This is a genomic window from Pseudomonas monteilii NBRC 103158 = DSM 14164 (genome assembly GCF_000730605.1).
GTDB classification, from domain to species: Bacteria; Pseudomonadota; Gammaproteobacteria; order Pseudomonadales; family Pseudomonadaceae; genus Aquipseudomonas; species Aquipseudomonas monteilii.
Genome location: NZ_BBIS01000027.1, coordinates 1 through 16,822, shown reverse-complemented (window position 1 = coordinate 16,822; position 16,822 = coordinate 1). Strand labels below are relative to the sequence as shown.

The following is a 16,822-nucleotide window of genomic DNA, read 5'->3' as shown; positions in this document are numbered from 1 at the left end:
CCTTCTTGGCTTTAGCCATCTCCCGATCGCATCCAGCGCATCCTGCATGGGTGGATGTATCTTCAGATGCCATTTCTATGCGTCCTTCTCTGCAAACGGTGCCACCTACGCCACACCTCTTGAGGCGAGTGCGTGCGTTTGAGGCCCATATGACCTGGCTTGTGCGGCGTATTGGTGAGCACCGAAAGCATCTGGTGAAGGATGTCGGGCACACTTACTGCGGGCAACGGAAATGAAGTAACAGGCAGCTTAGCCTCGGCTGCACTCTCCACGAATCGTTCCGGCCCAGCCTGCATTATCACCCAAGCTTGCCCCAACAGCCCAGCGCGCTCGGAAGGCGTCCCGTACTCAAACGGTAACCCAAGCGATGAAGCCTGCAGCTGCGACAAATCCACGCCCATTGCCTCGCAAAAAAGATGCGATCCGGCTGAAGGATGTCGCGTTACCTGTTCAAGGAAACTGACCATGACGCGAGCGATACACATCCATTCCGAAAAACCCAACGGAACCCGCCCATAAAACGGCATCGACTGGCTCGCTGAATCGGCGAAGGTTTGAAACGTAAGCGCGGCCTCAACCGGTGGAGTCAATGCAGCTTTTCCTAAGGGCTGGCCGCATTGGTGACACTCGGAAAGTGGGCGATCGACACACAGCCGCGCAGGCTGAAGCGCCGAACTGCATACGACGCAACGATCAATCAGAAGCATGTTGTGCCATGGGCAGGCCGTATGCCAGGCCAAGCGGTGTTGTAGCAGAAAGTGGGGAACACCACTCTTGATGCAGTCAGGGCAACACATGAGCCCCCCTGCATGTGATCGGCTCCGGCAACCCAGCGGCAATATCCAAGGCAAGTACATTGAGCGTTGGAGAACAGGCCTGGGATGCAATCGTTGCATAACCGGCCATAGCGTACTGGCTAAAAGCTGATGTGAGCTTAGGCCGGACATACCGGACAACCTATCCAAGTTAGCCCAAGGATGCGCTCGATCAGGGTCGACGCTCCATGCATGGCTACCTGGCCAAACTGCACCAGTCAGCGAACTGGGCAAGCAGCCATGAGCATGTGCTGTTCTCACTAACCAGGAGGAAAACAGCTCATCGGGCAAAATGGGCGGGGTAAGCGGCCACCGCGGGTTTACACAACGCGCTCCCGGATGCCACGTGTAGGACGTTTCCACGACTTACTCTCAATGAGCTGTCGATCGATGCATTCCTTCCCAGAGTTAATAGCTTCCGTGGCACATTCGAGCAGCAAGCCGTGTAAATCCCCCGTATTGCCACCCGAAATGGAATGGATCAGCTGGGCAAGCTCCGGCTTGTAGAGTTCAGAGGCCTTCTTCAACGGCAACACGGCCTCGAATGCCTTAAGCAAGCGTTGGAAATCCGCATTCAGCTTCCAGGTTTCCAACTTGATGACGTCAAAACGACTGGCATGCTGCGGATCTAGGTGCAGGATCTGCACTGCATTTGGAGTGCCCACGCCAACGATCGGGATCATCAGTGTGTTACACAACATCTTGAGGGCGTTCATGACTTCCCGCTGTTTTGTGGCGGAGCCTGTGAGCATCGAGTGAACCTCATCGATGATCAACATACGCACTTTTAGCTCTCGCAGCGCGTGAATGACCTGGAACCTCAGCGTGACCTTGGAATCGGTGGTCTTGTAAGGCATCCACATGCGATCAAGAATCGCAATGTAGAGATCTTTCTCTTCAGCAGATGGCGGCGCCTCGGCCAAGATTATCGGCCGCACAGGCTCGGAGTTCTCGTCAACGTAGCCCTCACCATGCGTCTTCTCAAAATGCCGAACGATGGTGGTCTTACCGTTGTTTGGGTCACCGACAATGAGCATGTTAGGCATTCGAGGTCGCTTGGGAGCATCAAGTAGGCACTCAAGGCTATCTAGAATGTGATGAGCAGCCTTGTAGCCAATCCAACGAGGCTCGCCCATGAAGCGAATACGCTCTCGGGCGGAAAGCTGCAGCACAGGCCTGAAGTCGGCGTGGAGGTGTGCGTACTCAGTCATTGGATATCACCAATCAGGTCAACATCATCAAGCAGCAACCCTTCGTCAGAAGGAATTGGATGTAGTGGTTCTACAAGGGTTTTGACAGGCTGCGCTGGGGTGACGTTTTTGCTGTGCACCTTGTGCTTCTGAGCATCACGACGCGCCTTTTTGGTACTTGCCGAGGCCTCACTAACGATCTGACGGCGTTCCTGGATCAGCCTGCCAATCAATGCCTCATCAATATGCTGCCGGCCTTCATCAACCGCCTGCTTCTTCGCTGCACGGAACTCCCATAGAGTCGCTGCTGGGAAGGCCTGGTTGGCCACAGGTACCCTGAAGTATTGCTTGAGTACTGGGTCATAGAACCAGATCACGCTGATATCACGCGGGTCTCTTCTGAAGACAAACTTGCGGGCTTGGCCGGTTGCAGGATCTGTAGTCCCGATCCAATGTCGTAAGGCTTCCGAGTAGTAGTAGACATCAAGCTGCACACCATAATGCTGGACGGTGCGGCGATAAGAAGGCATGAAGTCCAATTGGACAGTCAGCGGATCTGCAGGCCGCGGAGGAATACTCACCAAGGCATCGGCTTCACGGCTGCCGAAGAAACCGATGTGCCATTTGCGCGCGGGGCTCATGTAGATCGCTGAGTGGTTGCGGTTGTGATAGAGGATGATCGATTTCACCAACCATTCCTCGAACTCACCCATCGTGAGCGCGGCGTGCTTGTCCGAGTTGTAACCGTCTCGATCAGGCACACTGCTGTACGTAGTACCTGGTAGCTCATGCAGCTCGCTCATGAAGGTACCGAGAAGACGCTCGATATGACCGCCGTATTTGGGACGCTTCACCGGCCGGAACTGGTTCTCAATGTTGTAGTTCGCACACGATCGACGGAAATTCTCAGCCTGGAAGTCAGGACCGTTATCGGTGTGCACCACACGAGGGAAGCCCCACACAGGCCACTCACCTCGAACATTGTGTAGGTTCAGCCAGGCTTCCTTCGGCAAAATTGAGTGCGCCAAGCACATGCCTACGGAGATTTCTGAAGGGTCTTCCAATGCCAAGTAATAGCCAGTAATCATCCGAGAGTGCACGTCGATCGCCAGGCTCAGCCACAACCGACCAATTGGCTTGCGATGTCGGTCATCCACGATGATCAAGTCGATGGGCGTATGGTCGATCTGGATTACAGCCAACGGGTAGTCAGCACCTGGGAATTTCCCTACTGAAGGTGTATGCCGATTCCGAGCCTTGTCCGCGTAACCACGCCTGCGCAGAACGATCTTTTCAGGAATGCGCTTGATACGGGCTCTGATCGCAGAAGCACTGGGAGGTTTGATTCCAAGAGCTTTTGCCTGCGACTCGATTTCTGCAATGGTCGACTGGACCGTTCTACGCTGAATGGTCAGGTAGTGCTGATCAATCACGTCATCGATGAGCTTATCCGCCTGGGCGCTTAACCGACTATTACCCGATTGCCATCCACGCTTGCGAGGCACCAGCGCCAGGACCTCGTGCCAGCTTTGGTAGCGTTCAAGCCAGCGATAAAGCGTGGCGGTATCCACACCAACTTCCTTGGCACGCTCTTCTACGCTGCTTCTTGGCAGGACTGAGTCACGTAACAATGGTTTGATCGCTGAAAAGCGCTGCTGAGCCACTGCCCACTCATCCGAGCTGATCGTCGAAACGTCATAGTTAACGTACAACCCATCAACCCGCTCTTGCTCAACTGGTAGCAGCTCTGCGATCCGAAGCGACACGCTTCGGCCGGTCTCCACTTCGACGCCGACGACATTCTGAAAGTCGAGCAACTGGACGATCCGGAAGATCTGCTTGTCGCATCGGACCATCTCGCCCACTTCAACACGCACACGCTCCCTGGACGGTTCGTAAGGAACAAAGTGCTCGTCCGTGTCGATCTCATAAATGTTCATCGCGTGGCCACCCAAAGCTCAAGGTATTCATTCAAAGGCTCGGTGATATCGCATTCCACCCGCCCAGTTGCGATCAGGTGCCACAACAGAGCTACCCCGCGATCACGATATAGGCCCTTGAAATGGCGTGCCAGTAAGTAGTGGACAGGAGCAAACTCCATCTCCTGAAGCGTTTTCAAGACCATCTCGATGTCTACCTGATCGAAATCCAACCGCTCGAATCGCTCTAGGAAGGTGATGTTCTCGAGCGGTAATCCACGGATGCGCGATTCGTCGTAAATACTGAAGGTCCATCCTTCCTGCCTCGCGTAACGACGCGCTGCCTTCCATTTTCCGAGCCAAGCGCGCCAATTCTTACGCCACTCGTAGGCGGGCTTTACCTCGACCAGCATCGGCTTGATGTAGTCCATGTATTCAACGTCGGCGGGCTGGCGATAGTGCACCAGAAAGTCTGGGGTATAGGTCTGGGCTCGCCCAAGGGAGTCAACGAAGTCAACGCGAACAGGCTGAGCAATCACAGACTCAACTCGATGGGAGAACCTCATCCGCTTCAGAAAATCGCGCTCGAGCAATGACTCGAATGGGACACCTCCTACGCCGCGGAAGGGCAAAAACCCTGAAACGCTGCGACGTGTCGGTTTGATGGGACGGACCTGCTGAGGTTTGTCGCAGCTATTTCGAGTCATTTTCAATCCTGTCGCATCCAATTCGAAAATTATTCGCAGCTATTTGTGCAAGCAGAAACGGTACCTCGCGCCCTCTAGAGTAATGGTTTCGCAGCTATTTCGAAAGCCGACAGCAGCAGCCGGCCGCAACCGGGCGAAATCACCCTGGCCCACCACGGTGTGCTGTTTCTGGATGAGCTACCAGAGTTCGAACGGCGCGTGCTGGAAGTGCTGCGCGAACCGCTTGAGTCGGGCGAAATCGTGATTGCCCGGGCCCGCGACAAGGTGCGCTTCCCGGCACGCTTTCAGCTGGTAGCCGCCATGAACCCCTGCCCTTGCGGCTACCTGGGCGACCCCACGGGCCGCTGCCGGTGCAGCACCGAGCAGATCGCACGGTACCGCAACAAGCTGTCCGGGCCGCTGCTGGACCGTATCGACCTGCACCTGACCGTGGCCCGCGAAAGCACCACGCTGAACAACCAGCCCTGCGGCGAGACCAGTGCCGATGTGGCCGTCAGGGTGGCTGAAGCACGAGAACTGCAGCACCGGAGACAAGGGTGCGCAAATGCGTTTCTCAACCTCGAGGGATTGCGCCGCCACTGTGAGTTGACTCCAGCAGACCAGGCCTGGCTGGAGGGTGCCTGTGAGCGATTGACCTTATCGTTGCGTGCGGCACACCGCTTGTTGAAGGTGGCACGAACGTTGGCAGACCTGGAGGGTTGCGAGGCGATTGGCCGGGCTCATCTAGCCGAGGCCCTGCAGTACCGGCCGGGGAGCAGTTAGATTGCCGGGGCTGCTTTGCCCCGCCAGAAATACCCGGAAACCGAATACGCCCCAGGCCCAGTCAACGCCAACCCGCCGTAAAGTGCCACCAGCAACCAGGCAAACTGCCCCTGCTCTAGCGTCCAGTCCGGGTGCACCACCACCAGCGCCACCAGCAACACTGCCAGCACCGGCAGGCAAGCCAGGCGCGCGGCAACACCCAAAAGCAGCAACAGTGGGCAAACCACCTCGGCAAAAACCGCCAGCCCCAAGGTCAGCGGTGCGCCCAACCCGAATGGGTCTTCTATGCGCTGCAATTCACCGCTCCAGTCCAGCAGCTTGGGGAGCCCATGGATAAACAGTAATAGCAAGGCGGCCATTACCCGCATGAAGAGCAGGCCGGTGGCGCTCAAGCTTGGGGATTGGGGGTCGAGGAAGGTTTTCAGGCGGGGCATGGCAAGGGGCTCGCTAAACGATTACCACGGGAGCATTGCCCGAATCCCCGGTGATTGATTGCGCAAGTGTGCTGAGATGGATGTTAAGGCTACTGGCCTCTTCGCGGGCGAGCCCGCGAAAGGGCCGGCAAAGGCAGCACATCACTGCCCGCCCGCCAATGCCTCTTCAACCACTCTTAGCAGCACCTCTTCAGAAAAAGGCTTGCCCAGGCAGGCCAATGCCCCAAGGCTCATCGCCGCATGCACCGCGTCATCATCCCAGTGTGCCGACATGCAGATCACCGGCAACCGCCACTGCTGCCAGGCCAGCTCACGCTGCACCGCCAACCCGCTCATCCCAGGCATTTTCAGGTCGAGCAGCACACAGCCCGCCTGCCGCGCCAGCTCCGAACCCAGGAATACATCCCCCGCAGCGAACGACAACGTCTCGAACCCGGCCGAACGCAGCAGGTTGGCCAGGCTTTTGCGCACCGAAGCATCGTCGTCGACGATGCACACCCATCTGCTCATGCGCTGGCCAGGCCCTCTACCCGCGCCTCGATGACGTTGTGCATGGCCACCAGTTCCACCAGCGAGCGGGACTGCATCTTGTTCATGATGTTTTTCTTGTGCACCTTGGTCGTCACTTCGCTGGTGCCGATCTGCCTGGCGATCTGCTTGTGCGACAGGCCATCGACCACCAGCGAGAACACTTGGCGCTCACGCTGGGTCAGGCGTTGGTACTTTGCCTCGACCTGCCGCGCATGGTGCCATTTGCGCCCATCGACCACAGCCCGGGTACGCACGGCCTGCAGCAGCGTCAGCAACTGGTCTTCATCAAATGGCTTGGTCAGGAACTCCACTGCCCCCGCACGCATGGCCTGCACCGTCATCGGGATGGTGCCGAAACCGGTCATGAACACGATCGGCCAAGGCAGCCCCAGCTGGCGGAGGGCGTGCTGCACCTCAAGGCCAGTGGTATCGGGCAGGTGCATGTCGAGCAGCAGGCAGGCGCAGGGGGTTTCCAAGTGGGCTTCGAACAACGCCTCGGCACTGGCGAACAACTGATGCGGGATATCCTGCGAGCGCAGCAGGCGGCCCAGCGCCGTACGCACCGAGGGGTCATCGTCCACCACCAGCACCGGTACGTTCGCACTGTCTTTCAAGGGTTCAAACATGTCAGCACCGGCACCCAGCGTCGGGTGGCCCGGCGCCAGGCAAGGCACATCAAGGCTTATCTCGGCAGCCAGGCGGTAGCCCCGGCGGGGTACGGTCTGAATCAGCCCACGGTCGCCAAAGGCCTTGCGCAGCAAAGACACCTGCACCTGCAGGTTGTTGTCCTCGACCACCGTGCCGGCCCACACCTGGCTGAGCAGTTCGTCCTTGCCGACCACCCGGCCCTTGGCCTTGATCAACGTGGCCAACACCTCGAATGCGCGGCCACCCAACAGGATCGGCTTGCCGTCTAGAAACACTTCTCGCCGCTCCAGCGACACTTGGGCGTTGCCTATTCGGATCATGGCTTCCTCACGCGGGCACGGGCGTTTACGCAGCCCCGGGCAGGCTAGGCCAGCGTACGCGTTCACACAATTATCCCGAGGGATAGGTTGCCCTCAGGACTATACAAAAGCCCGTCTGCCCGCAGGGTGCGATAACGGACAACAGCGTGCCCGTTCCTGCCAGGCAGGCTACAAGCCGCATCCTTACTGGGCCCGCTGCGTATACTCGCGCCTCAGGATGTCGCTAGCAGGGGGTGTTTTATGCTCGATGAACGCCTTGCCCACAGGCCCATCGAATACGACCAGTCGGTCGACGAGGGCTGGCTGAACCGGTGCGACATCAGCGCGCTGGGCCAGGAAGGCGAGCTCAGCTACTTTCGCCTGCGCGACCCGACCACCCATCAGGCCTGGATCGCCGTTCGCGCCCCGCTCGAGGCCCCCGCCGCCTGTCAGCGCCTGGAAAGAGACTACCGCCTGCAACTGGACCCGCAGTGGGCGGTGATCCCGTCTGCGTTCGTGCGTTCGGCCGAAGGCCCGCTGCTGGTGTACCCGGCTGGCCACTCAATCGCCGACCTGATCGCCGAAGGCCCTGCAGCCCTGACGCCATTTCTCGACATCGCGGTAAATGCGGCCAATGCCTTGGCACAGGCTCACGCACGCAATGTGCTGCATGGCGCGCTACAGCCCGAGTACGTGTGCCTGTACGCCAACCAGCGGGGGCGGCTAGGTTGTTTTCGCGCCGACCTCGCGCAACTGATTGGCGAACACGGCGCTCCGCTCGGCAACTGGTCGTACCTGGCACCGGAACAGGTCTGCCCGCACGGCAGCAGCAGCGACCAGCGCAGTGACATCTATGCCCTGGGTGCGATCCTGTACCAGTTGCTGCTGGGTGAACTGCCGCTGGCGGGGCGCGACACTCAGCACTGGCGCCAGCTGCATGCCGGCGTGCAGCCAAGGGCGGCCTGCGAAGTGGACAGCAACGTGCCACAGCCGCTCAGCCGGGTGCTGGCCAAGGCGCTGGCCAAGGAGCCCGACGCCCGCTATCAGAGTGCTCGCGCCCTGGCGGTAGACCTGGCCCACTGCCAGCGGCAATGGGTCGCCAGCAAGACCATTCAGGACTTCGAGCCAGGCTGCGCCGACCCCGTCACGCCTGGCCACGAACGCCTGTATGGCCGCTGCGCCGAACAGAAGGCCATCGCCCTGCTGCTCAAGGCCCCGCGCCGCGACAGCAAGCCGCAAGCCCTGTTCATCAACGGCGCTACCGGCATGGGCAAGTCGACCCTGGTCGAGGCAGCACTCAAAGCCAACGCCCAAGGTTACTGGGCCATCGGCAAGTGCAACGGCGTTGCCCAAACCGTCCCCTACGCACCCTGGGTCGACATTCTCGGTGCGCTGACCACCCAGTTGCTGGCCAAGAACAGCCAGGCCCTCGACAGCCTGCGCCGCGAGATCCTGCGCCGCATCAAAGGCCATGGCCGGCTGCTCGGCAAGCTGGCACCAGACCTGCAACTGATCCTTGGCCCCTTGCCCGAGTTGCCGGCCAAGCCCACGCGCCTGGCACTGCAGAAGGAGCTACGGGCGATCATCGAGTTCTTGCAGGTGTTCAGCCGCCCCGGCCAGCCGCTGGTGCTGTTCTTCGATGACCTGCAGTGGGTCGACCAAGCCAGCCAGCAACTGTTGACGCAACTGCTGACTCACGCACCTGGCAACCTGCTGTTGATCTTCGCCCGGCGCAATGATGCGCCAGCCAGCAGTGCCCCCCTTACCCTACCCACAACGGTGCGCAGCACCACGCTGAACCTGCGGCCTCTGGCTGTGGGCGCCGTGTCCGAGCTGATCGGCGAGCGCTACCACATCGGCCCCGAGGAGGCATTGCCGGTGGCCGTGCTGGTGCACGACAAGACGGCGGGCAACCCGTTCTTCATCCATCAGATCCTCCGGGCCATGGTCGAGGACCAGCTGTTCACCTTCGACACCCAGGCCATGCGCTGGTCATGGTGCCTGCAGGCCGTGGCCCGCCACCGCTATTCCGACAACGTCGCCGACCTGATGATCCACCGCCTGGCTCGCCTGCCGATGCCCCAGCGCGACCTGCTACGGGTGGCCAGCGCGGCGGGCAGCCGCTGCGATGAACGCTTGCTTCAGCAGGTCCTTGCCCAGGCCCCTGGCGAACCGTTGAAAGCCTTGATTGGCGCGGGTTTCCTGCAACAGGGCCAGAACGGCCTGGGCTTTGCCCATGAGCGGGTGATGGAAGCCGCGTACGCGCTAACGCCCATACGCGCGCGTACCCAACTGCATGCACGTATTGCCCTGGCCATGCGACAGGCCTGGCCAAGCCACCTGCACGAAGCACTGTTCGAGCTCGCCAACCAGCTGCAACGCGCCAGCCCCTGCGGGTTTGCAGCGGATGACTGCGAAGCGTTCCTGCAGCTTTTGCGCGAAGCAGCAGCACGCGCACGCGACGGTGGCGCCTTCGAGCAGACCGCAGGCTACCTGCACACCGCCGAGCAGCTTCTGCAGCACGGCGCCACGCTGGAAAGCCGCGCCACACATGGCTTTGCCATCGCCTGCATGGCGGCGGAGTGCGACATGCAACTGTCGCGAATGATCGCAGCCGAAGCCCGGATCACCGAATGCCACCAGCGCGCACGTTCGACGCTGGACCAGGCGCGGGTGTGCCGCCTGCAGGCACTGCTGCATACCTTGCGCGGCGACTATCAGGCGGCCATCGACAGCGCCATATCCGGCCTGGACTTGCTGGGTATAAGCCCGGTACGGGGCATCGACTGGCAACAGGTCGAGGCAAGTCATGCCCATGTGCAGGCCTTGATCGAACAGAAAGGGCGGCACTGCCTGGAGTCGCTGCAGCGCACCGATTCTGAAGAGGTGACGGTTGCCGTCAGCTTGCTGGCCACCCTGTCGTCGTCGTTTTTTGTCAAGGACGACATCTGCTTCCTGCACCTGGCCAAGCTCATGGAGCTGTCGCTGCTGCACGGTGCTGCCCCGGGCAGCACTTATGGCATGGCCTGGTACGGGGTGATGATTGCCGAGCGTTTCGGCGCTTACCATGATGGCCACGCCTGCTGCCTGGCCGCACTCAAGCTGATCGAACGGCACGGCTTCGACGCTGACTTGACCAGCGCGCTGCTGGCCCTGGACCAGGTCAGCGCCTGGACCTCGCCCATGGAGTTCGCCCGCCGTACCGCGCTGGATGCGGTCGATTCAGGGCGCCTGAGCGGCGACCTGGCGATGAGCTGCTACGCCTGCAACCACCTGGTTTCCGACTCGCTGTTCATGGGCCGTTACCTGCCAGACGTAGTCGAGGAATTGGCGCAAGGCCTGGCCACCGTACGTCGCTACGGTTACCGCGACGTCGAGCTGATCCTGCTAGCCCAGCAAGCGTTCGTCACCCGCTTGAGCGGCACGCTCTGCCCAGCCTCGGCCACAGCCTCGAAGTCGCCCACGACGCGGTTCTTCCAGTACCTGTTCGCCGGCATGTGCGACTTCTACCTGGGCAATATCCCACAGGCGATGGGCAACCTGGCACTGGCCGCAGACAACACCTGGGCAGTGCCGGCGCACATCAACCTGGCCGACTTTCACCTGTTCCGCGGCCTGGCCCTGGGCAGCCCCGAGGCCGCTGGCAGCGTTGCCGACAAGCTGCGCGAGCTGCAGGCGCTGCGGGAGCGCTTCGGCCGCTGGGCCGGTTTCAACCCGGCCACCTTCCGCAACAAGCTGTTGCTGATCGAAGGCGTGATCGCCAAGCTCGAAGGCGACGGCCTGACCGCCATCCGCTGCTTTGACCAGGCGCAGATCGCTGCCGCCGCTGCCGGCTTCATCCACGAACAGGCCCTGGCCCATGAACAGCTGGCCGAGGTGTGTATCCCCAGCGGCCTGATTTCCGGTGCCAACCTGCACCTGCGCATTGCCCGCGACTGTTTCCATATCTGGGGGGCGACCGGCAAGGTGCATCAGCTGGAGGCGTTGCACCCCTTCTTGCGCACCCAGCCGATCCAGGAAGCCTGCCACACCGACCACCAGGCCAAGCTGGACCTGGAAGCGGGCATAGAAGCGGCGCGCGCGTTGTCCGAAGAAGTACTGCTCGAAGGCCTGATCGAAACCCTGATGGGCCACCTGACCCAGCATTCAGGTGCCGACCATGGCGCGCTGCTGATCGTCAGCGGTGCCGAATTCCAGATGGCTGCCCTCGCCTACATCGACGATGCCGGGCTGCACGTGAGCATGGACAACTGCCAGAAGTTCATGACCCAGGCACCACTGTCGGTCATCAACGCCACCATGCGCACCCGCAAGCCACTGGTGCTCAACGATGCCCAAAGCGACTGTCCCGAAGCCTTTCGCCATGAGCTGCAGGCGCGCAATGCCCGCTCGGTGCTGTGCCTGCCGCTGGTGATCCAGGGCGTGCTGATCGGCCTGGTGTACCTGGAAAACCGCCTGGTGCCCAACCTGTTCGGCAACCAGCGCCTGGCCATGCTGGAGATCCTCGCCTCGCAGGCGGCGGTGTCGCTGCAAACCGCCAAGTTCTATACGCGCCTGGCCGAAGACAACCAGAGCCGCGCGCAGATGGAGGCCGAGCTGCGCCGCTCTCGTGCGGAGTTGGCCCGCAGTGCCCACCTGCAGGTGATGAACGAGCTGTCGGCGTCGATCGCCCACGAGATCAGCCAGCCGTTACTGGGGATTGCCTCCAACGCCGCCGCCAGCCTGCGCTGGCTCAAACGCGCCAAGCCCGATCTGGAAGAGGCGATTGCCGGCCTGGAGGACATCCGCAACGACAGCGAGCGTGCGGCCAACATCGTGCGCGCGCTGCGTTCGCTGGCCAAGCAATCGCCGGTGCAGCTCAAGGCGGTGAAGCTGGATGAGCTGATCCGTGAGGTCGTGCGCCTGACCTCGGCCGATGCCGCCAAGGGCACGGTGGACGTGCAGACACGGTTGCAGGCAGGGGTGAGTGTGATGGCCGACCCGGTGCAGTTGCAGCAATTGGTGTACAACCTGATCAACAACGGGCTGGAGGCGCTGGCGGGGTATCGCGGTGACGGGGTGCTGCAGATTGCTTCGGCTGTCGTCGGGGATGCGGTGGAGATTTGCGTGGACGACAACGGGCCGGGGATTGCGCCCGAGGAGCGGGAGCAGGTGTTCGGGGCATTCTACACCACCAAGAGCGATGGTATGGGGATGGGGCTGGCGATCTGCAGTTCGGTGGTGCAGGCCCATGGTGGGCAGTTGCAGGCACTGGCATCCGAGCTGGGTGGTTGCCGGATTCGCTTCACTCTGCCGGTGAATCCTTAATAGCCTGTACCGGCCCTTTCGCGGGTAAAACCGCGAAGAGGCCGGTACAGGGTTACATTAACGCGAAGTCAACGCCGCATAGCTGTTCATCAAATTGCGGTAGTTGGGAATACGCTGCGACAGCAGGTTACCCAGCCCTTCGATATCGTTGCGCCAGTCACGGTGCAGCTCACACGCCACCGAGAACCAGTTCATCATCTGCGCGCCTGCCTGGGTCATGCGTACCCACGCCGCTTGCTGCACGGTTTCGTTGAAAGTGCCCGAAGCATCGGTCACCACAAACACCTCAAAGCCTTCAGCCAGCGCCGACAGGGTCGGGAACGCCACGCATACATCGGTCACCACGCCGGCGATGATCAGCTGCTTGCGGCCAGTGGCCTTGATCGCCTTGACGAAGTCTTCGTTGTCCCAAGCGTTGATCTGGCCGGGGCGGGCAATGTACGGCGCGTCCGGGAACATTGCTTTCAGCTCGGGCACCAGCGGGCCGTTCGGGCCTTGTTCGAAGCTGGTGGTGAGGATGGTCGGCAAGCCGAAGAACTTGGCCAGATCACCCAGAGCCAGCACGTTGTTCTTGAACTCATTGGGCGAGAAGTCCTGCACCAGCGAGATCAGGCCGGTCTGGTGGTCTACCAGCAGGACCACGGCGTCGTCTTTGTTCAAGCGCTTGTAATCAGGTGGGCTCATGGGGTGACTCCTTGGGTTGGGATGACGGTCCGGCACTGTCCGCAAGGGGCTATACCGGTGGATAGATACGGCTTAAGAAATGGCCTGCGCCTGTCGCCAGGCCTTGGGCGGCTGGCCAACCAGGCGGCTGAAGGCGCGGGTGAAATGGGCCTGGTCGCAAAAGCCGCATTCCAGGCTCACATGGGTAATCGGTGCTTCGGTGGCGAGCAGGCGCTTGGCCTTTTCCATGCGTGCCAGCAGGCGCCAGGCCTGGGGTGAAAGGCCGGTATTGACCTTGAAGGCACGGGAGAAATGGCTGCGGGTGAGGTTGCACACGCTGGCGATCTCGATGATCGACAGCGAACTGCGCAGCATTAGTTCCTTGGCCTGGCGTAACCGCGCGGGCGTCAGTGCGCCCGGGGGGGGCAGCGGCTCTTGGGGGGTGCCGGGGTGCATGGCGACTCTCCTGTTGAATGCAGAAAGTCTCGCCCCCGGCACATGACAAAGTCCTGAGCCAAACCTGAATTGTTCTTAATTGTGCGCGGGGGTATACCGTAAGATGCACGTTGTATTCAGCTAACGAGCGAAGAAGCATGCAAGTAAACGCTCACCGCACCGTGGCCATGGTGCTTTTCAACGATGTGCTCTTGCTGGATGTGACCGGACCCATGGATGCGTTCGCCATCGCCAACCGTTTTTTGCCGGCAGAGCGGCAATACCGGCTGCTCACCCTGGCCGAAGGGCAAGCAGCGGTGCGCGGCTCCTGTGGGCTGAAAGTGGTGGCCGACCTGCGCCTGGAAGACTTGCCGGACGCCGTCGACCTGTTGCTGGTGCCCGGCGGCCCTGGCGCGTATGACATTGCCGTGCCAGCGCTGGAGCGCTGGTTGCCGCAGGCGGTGCGCAGCGCCAAGCGCTTTGGTGCCATTTGTACCGGGGTGTTCCTGCTGGGCCGGGCGGGGTTGCTGGATGGCTACCGCTGCACCACCCACTGGAATTACGTGGAGCGCCTGGCGCGGGCGTTTCCTCAGGCCAAGGTTGAGACCGAGCAGATCTATGTGATCGACCGCTGCCTGATTACTTCGGGCGGGATCACTGCGGGTATCGACCTGGCGCTGGCGGTGGTGGCCGAGGACCACGGCAAGGCGCTGGCCCTGGAAGTGGCCAAGGTGCTGCTGGTCGCCCGTCATCGCCAAGGCGGGCAGACCCCGTACGGGCCGTTGCTGGCGGCGGTGCCGCGTGATGATTCGCCGATTGCCCGGGTACAGGCGCACATCGTCGACCATATCGAACAGACGTTTACCGTGCAGAAGATGGCCGACCTGGTGGCCATGAGCAGCCGTAATTTCGCCCGCACGTTCCAGCGCGAGGTGGGGATAACGCCGTTGCAGTACCTGCAAAATGCGCGGATCGACCGAGCGCGCAAGCTGCTGGAGGGCAGCGACCTGCCGTTGAAGGTGGTGGCGGCGCAGTGCGGGTTTGGCAGTGACCGGCATATGCGCAAGGTGTTCTGCGAGCGGATTGGCATGACGCCGGCACAGTATCGGGCGCAGTTTGGTGGGGCTTGAGTCAGCCGACTCCCGCCAAGAGGCCAGCACAGGTTGTCTCAGTTTTCAGGACAATCTTTCTCCCTGAAAGCAGATTGTCTACCACCCTCTCATTCCCCAGAATTGTCGGCCAAACTGTTCAAATGCTGCCCCGGCAGCTCATGGAGTACGAGCCAAATGCCACACGAAGGCAGCCTGCTGCAAACCGCCGTCATCTTCCTGCTCGCCGCAGTCCTTGCCGTCCCCCTGGCCAAACGCCTGCAGCTAGGCGCCGTACTTGGCTACCTACTCGCCGGCGTTGTCATTGGCCCGCAGGCACTGGGCCTGATCCGCGACACCGAAAGCGTGGCGCACATTTCCGAACTGGGTGTGGTGCTGCTGCTGTTCATCATCGGCCTTGAACTGTCGCCCAAGCGCCTGTGGCTGATGCGCAAATCGGTGTTCGGCGTCGGCAGCGCCCAGGTACTGCTGACCGGTGCGCTGATCGGTGCCATCGCCCTGTTCGGCTTCAGCCAGACGCTGCCGGCGGCCATCGTGCTCGGCCTGGGCCTGGCGTTGTCGTCCACCGCCCTCGGCCTGCAAAGCCTGGCCGAGAGCAAGCAATTGAACGCCCCGCACGGCCGCCTGGCCTTCGCCATCCTGCTGTTCCAGGACATCGCCGCCATCCCGCTGATTGCCCTGGTCCCGTTGCTGGCCGCCAGTGGCCCGGACACCAGCCACGGCGATAGCCTGCAACATGGCCTGAAGGTATTCGCCAGTATCGCCGTGGTCATCATCGGCGGCCGCTACCTCCTGCGCCCGGTCTTCCGCACCGTAGCCCGCACCGGCCTGCCCGAAGTGTCCACCGCCACCGCGTTGCTGGTGGTGATCGGCACCGCCTGGCTGATGGAAGAAGCCGGTGTGTCCATGGCCTTGGGCGCCTTCCTCGCCGGCCTGCTGCTGGCCGACTCGGAATACCGCCACGAGCTGGAATCGCAGATCGAACCGTTCAAGGGCCTGCTGCTGGGGCTGTTCTTCATCAGCGTCGGCATGGGCGCCAACCTGCGCCTGTTGCTGGAAATGCCGCTGGTGCTGCTGGGTTTGACCCTGCTGCTGGTGGCAGTGAAGCTGGTGTTGCTGATTGGCGTCGGCCGCCTGGTCGGTGGTCTGAACAGTGCCAGCGCCCTGCGCCTGGGCATGGTGCTGGCCGCTGGGGGCGAGTTCGCCTTCGTGGTGTTCAAGCTGGGCAAGGACCAGGGCTTATTCGACACCCAGACCTACGATTTGCTGTTGATGACCATCACCCTGTCCATGGCCATCACCCCACTGATGATGCTGGGCTGCGCCCGCGCCCTCAAGCGCCCGCAGCCTGTGCGGGAAGTGCCTGAGCAGTACAAGCAGATCCAGACTGATACGCCGCGGGTGGTGATCGTCGGCATGGGCCGCATGGGCCAGATCGTCGCGCGTATCCTGCGGGCACAGAAAATCCCGTTCATCGCCCTGGAAACCTCGGTGGACACCATCGAGATGACCCGCATGTTCGAACAGGTGCCGGTGTTCTACGGCGACCCGCTGCGCCCCGAGGTGCTGCATGCGGCCAAGGTGGGTGAGGCGGAGTACTTCATCATCACCATCGATGACCCGGAAGCCGCCATTCATACCGCTGAACGGGTGAAACGCCTGTACCCGCACTTGAAGGTGCTGGCCCGCGCACGTAACCGCCAGCATGTACACAAGTTGGTGGATGTGGGCGCCGAGCCGATTCGCGAGACGTTCTACTCCAGCCTGGAGATGACCCGCCGGGCATTGGTGGGGTTGGGCTTGAGTGATGAACAGGCGGCGGACCGGATTGCGCGGTTTACCCAGCATGACGAAGAGGTGCTGGTGGCCCAGGGGCAGGTGCGTGATGACCGGGCCAAGGTGATGCAGACGGCCAAGGAGGCGCGGGTGGAGTTGGAGCGGTTGTTTGATTCGGATGCGGATTGAGGGTTGCGAGCGCATGACTGTAGAGATGCAGCGCCCTT

At 61.5% G+C, this 16,822-nt stretch carries 12 protein-coding genes and 1 pseudogene; 4 read left to right on the top strand and 9 right to left on the bottom strand.

The genetic code is table 11. The features are described from left to right. Positions 1-62: 62 nt before the first annotated feature. The 4 genes from PM2_RS31905 to PM2_RS15595 are packed head-to-tail and all read right to left on the bottom strand — an operon-like array spanning position 63 to position 4,490. Complete coding sequence (locus PM2_RS31905; RefSeq protein WP_015272295.1) at positions 63-1,178, bottom strand: TniQ family protein; 1,116 nt, start codon at positions 1,176-1,178, stop codon at positions 63-65. Next, entirely contained in the window at positions 1,136-2,026 is an 891-nt protein-coding gene (locus tag PM2_RS15605) for a TniB family NTP-binding protein (protein WP_015272296.1), read from the bottom strand. The genes PM2_RS31905 and PM2_RS15605 overlap by 43 nt, the downstream gene beginning before the upstream one ends. Beyond that, positions 2,023-3,945, bottom strand: a complete 1,923-nt coding sequence (locus PM2_RS15600) for a TnsB C-terminal domain-containing protein (RefSeq protein ID WP_015272297.1) — start codon at positions 3,943-3,945, stop codon at positions 2,023-2,025. The genes PM2_RS15605 and PM2_RS15600 overlap by 4 nt, the downstream gene beginning before the upstream one ends. Beyond that, a complete protein-coding gene (locus PM2_RS15595; protein WP_028699239.1) occupies positions 3,942-4,490 on the bottom strand; it encodes a heteromeric transposase endonuclease subunit TnsA in 549 nt (182 codons plus the stop codon). Before PM2_RS15595 ends, PM2_RS15600 begins: the two co-directional genes overlap by 4 nt. Positions 4,491-4,748: 258 nt before the next feature. Here PM2_RS15595 and PM2_RS15590 point away from each other — a divergent pair. Then, positions 4,749-5,393: pseudogene (locus tag PM2_RS15590) on the top strand (ATP-binding protein); the annotation flags it as partial. On the opposite strand, the gene PM2_RS15585 reads toward PM2_RS15590, so the two are convergent. The 3 genes from PM2_RS15585 to PM2_RS15575 all read right to left on the bottom strand — a co-directional run bounded on the left by PM2_RS15585 (position 5,390) and on the right by PM2_RS15575 (position 7,326). Continuing rightward, entirely contained in the window at positions 5,390-5,827 is a 438-nt protein-coding gene (locus PM2_RS15585; protein ID WP_016712654.1) for a DoxX family protein, read from the bottom strand. The pseudogene PM2_RS15590 and the gene PM2_RS15585 overlap by 4 nt on opposite strands. Positions 5,828-5,968: 141 nt before the next feature. Beyond that, positions 5,969-6,337, bottom strand: coding sequence for a response regulator transcription factor (locus tag PM2_RS15580; RefSeq protein WP_174244657.1), 369 nt, complete (start codon positions 6,335-6,337; stop codon positions 5,969-5,971). Then, entirely contained in the window at positions 6,334-7,326 is a 993-nt protein-coding gene (locus PM2_RS15575) for a response regulator (RefSeq protein ID WP_016712656.1), read from the bottom strand. The genes PM2_RS15580 and PM2_RS15575 overlap by 4 nt, the downstream gene beginning before the upstream one ends. A gap of 240 nt (positions 7,327-7,566) precedes the next feature. Here PM2_RS15575 and PM2_RS15570 point away from each other — a divergent pair, with 240 nt between their 5' ends. Next, positions 7,567-12,612: an ATP-binding sensor histidine kinase gene (locus PM2_RS15570; RefSeq protein ID WP_028699240.1), complete on the top strand. Its 5,046-nt coding sequence runs from the start codon at positions 7,567-7,569 to the stop codon at positions 12,610-12,612. Positions 12,613-12,669: 57 nt separating this feature from the next. Here PM2_RS15570 and ycaC read toward each other — a convergent pair whose 3' ends face one another. Further along, positions 12,670-13,296, bottom strand: coding sequence for an isochorismate family cysteine hydrolase YcaC (gene ycaC, locus PM2_RS15565; RefSeq protein ID WP_028699241.1), 627 nt, complete (start codon positions 13,294-13,296; stop codon positions 12,670-12,672). A 72-nt stretch (positions 13,297-13,368) separates the two neighbouring features. After that, on the bottom strand, positions 13,369-13,731 hold the full coding sequence (locus PM2_RS15560) for a helix-turn-helix domain-containing protein (RefSeq protein ID WP_028699242.1): 363 nt from the start codon (positions 13,729-13,731) through the stop codon (positions 13,369-13,371). Between the two features lie 137 nt (positions 13,732-13,868). Between PM2_RS15560 and PM2_RS15555 the strand changes: the two genes are divergently transcribed. Continuing rightward, positions 13,869-14,840 carry a GlxA family transcriptional regulator gene (locus tag PM2_RS15555; protein WP_016712660.1) on the top strand — a complete coding sequence of 324 codons (972 nt, stop codon included), beginning with the start codon at positions 13,869-13,871 and terminating at the stop codon, positions 14,838-14,840. Between the two features lie 156 nt (positions 14,841-14,996). Continuing rightward, on the top strand, positions 14,997-16,784 hold the full coding sequence (locus PM2_RS15550; RefSeq protein WP_016712661.1) for a monovalent cation:proton antiporter-2 (CPA2) family protein: 1,788 nt from the start codon (positions 14,997-14,999) through the stop codon (positions 16,782-16,784). Positions 16,785-16,822 lie beyond the last annotated feature (38 nt).

Bases quoted from the DNA above. Each gene is read 5' to 3' on its own strand.
- PM2_RS15605 (WP_015272296.1), bottom strand. From the start codon at position 2,026: ATGACTGAGTACGCACACCTCCACGCCGACTTCAGGCCTGTGCTGCAG.
- PM2_RS15600 (WP_015272297.1), bottom strand. From the start codon at position 3,945: ATGAACATTTATGAGATCGACACGGACGAGCACTTTGTTCCTTACGAA.
- PM2_RS15595 (WP_028699239.1), bottom strand. From the start codon at position 4,490: ATGAGGTTCTCCCATCGAGTTGAGTCTGTGATTGCTCAGCCTGTTCGC.
- PM2_RS15585 (WP_016712654.1), bottom strand. From the start codon at position 5,827: ATGCCCCGCCTGAAAACCTTCCTCGACCCCCAATCCCCAAGCTTGAGC.
- PM2_RS15580 (WP_174244657.1), bottom strand. From the start codon at position 6,337: ATGAGCAGATGGGTGTGCATCGTCGACGACGATGCTTCGGTGCGCAAA.
- PM2_RS15575 (WP_016712656.1), bottom strand. From the start codon at position 7,326: ATGATCCGAATAGGCAACGCCCAAGTGTCGCTGGAGCGGCGAGAAGTG.
- PM2_RS15570 (WP_028699240.1), top strand. From the start codon at position 7,567: ATGCTCGATGAACGCCTTGCCCACAGGCCCATCGAATACGACCAGTCG.
- ycaC (WP_028699241.1), bottom strand. From the start codon at position 13,296: ATGAGCCCACCTGATTACAAGCGCTTGAACAAAGACGACGCCGTGGTC.
- PM2_RS15560 (WP_028699242.1), bottom strand. From the start codon at position 13,731: ATGCACCCCGGCACCCCCCAAGAGCCGCTGCCCCCCCCGGGCGCACTG.
- PM2_RS15555 (WP_016712660.1), top strand. From the start codon at position 13,869: ATGCAAGTAAACGCTCACCGCACCGTGGCCATGGTGCTTTTCAACGAT.
- PM2_RS15550 (WP_016712661.1), top strand. From the start codon at position 14,997: ATGCCACACGAAGGCAGCCTGCTGCAAACCGCCGTCATCTTCCTGCTC.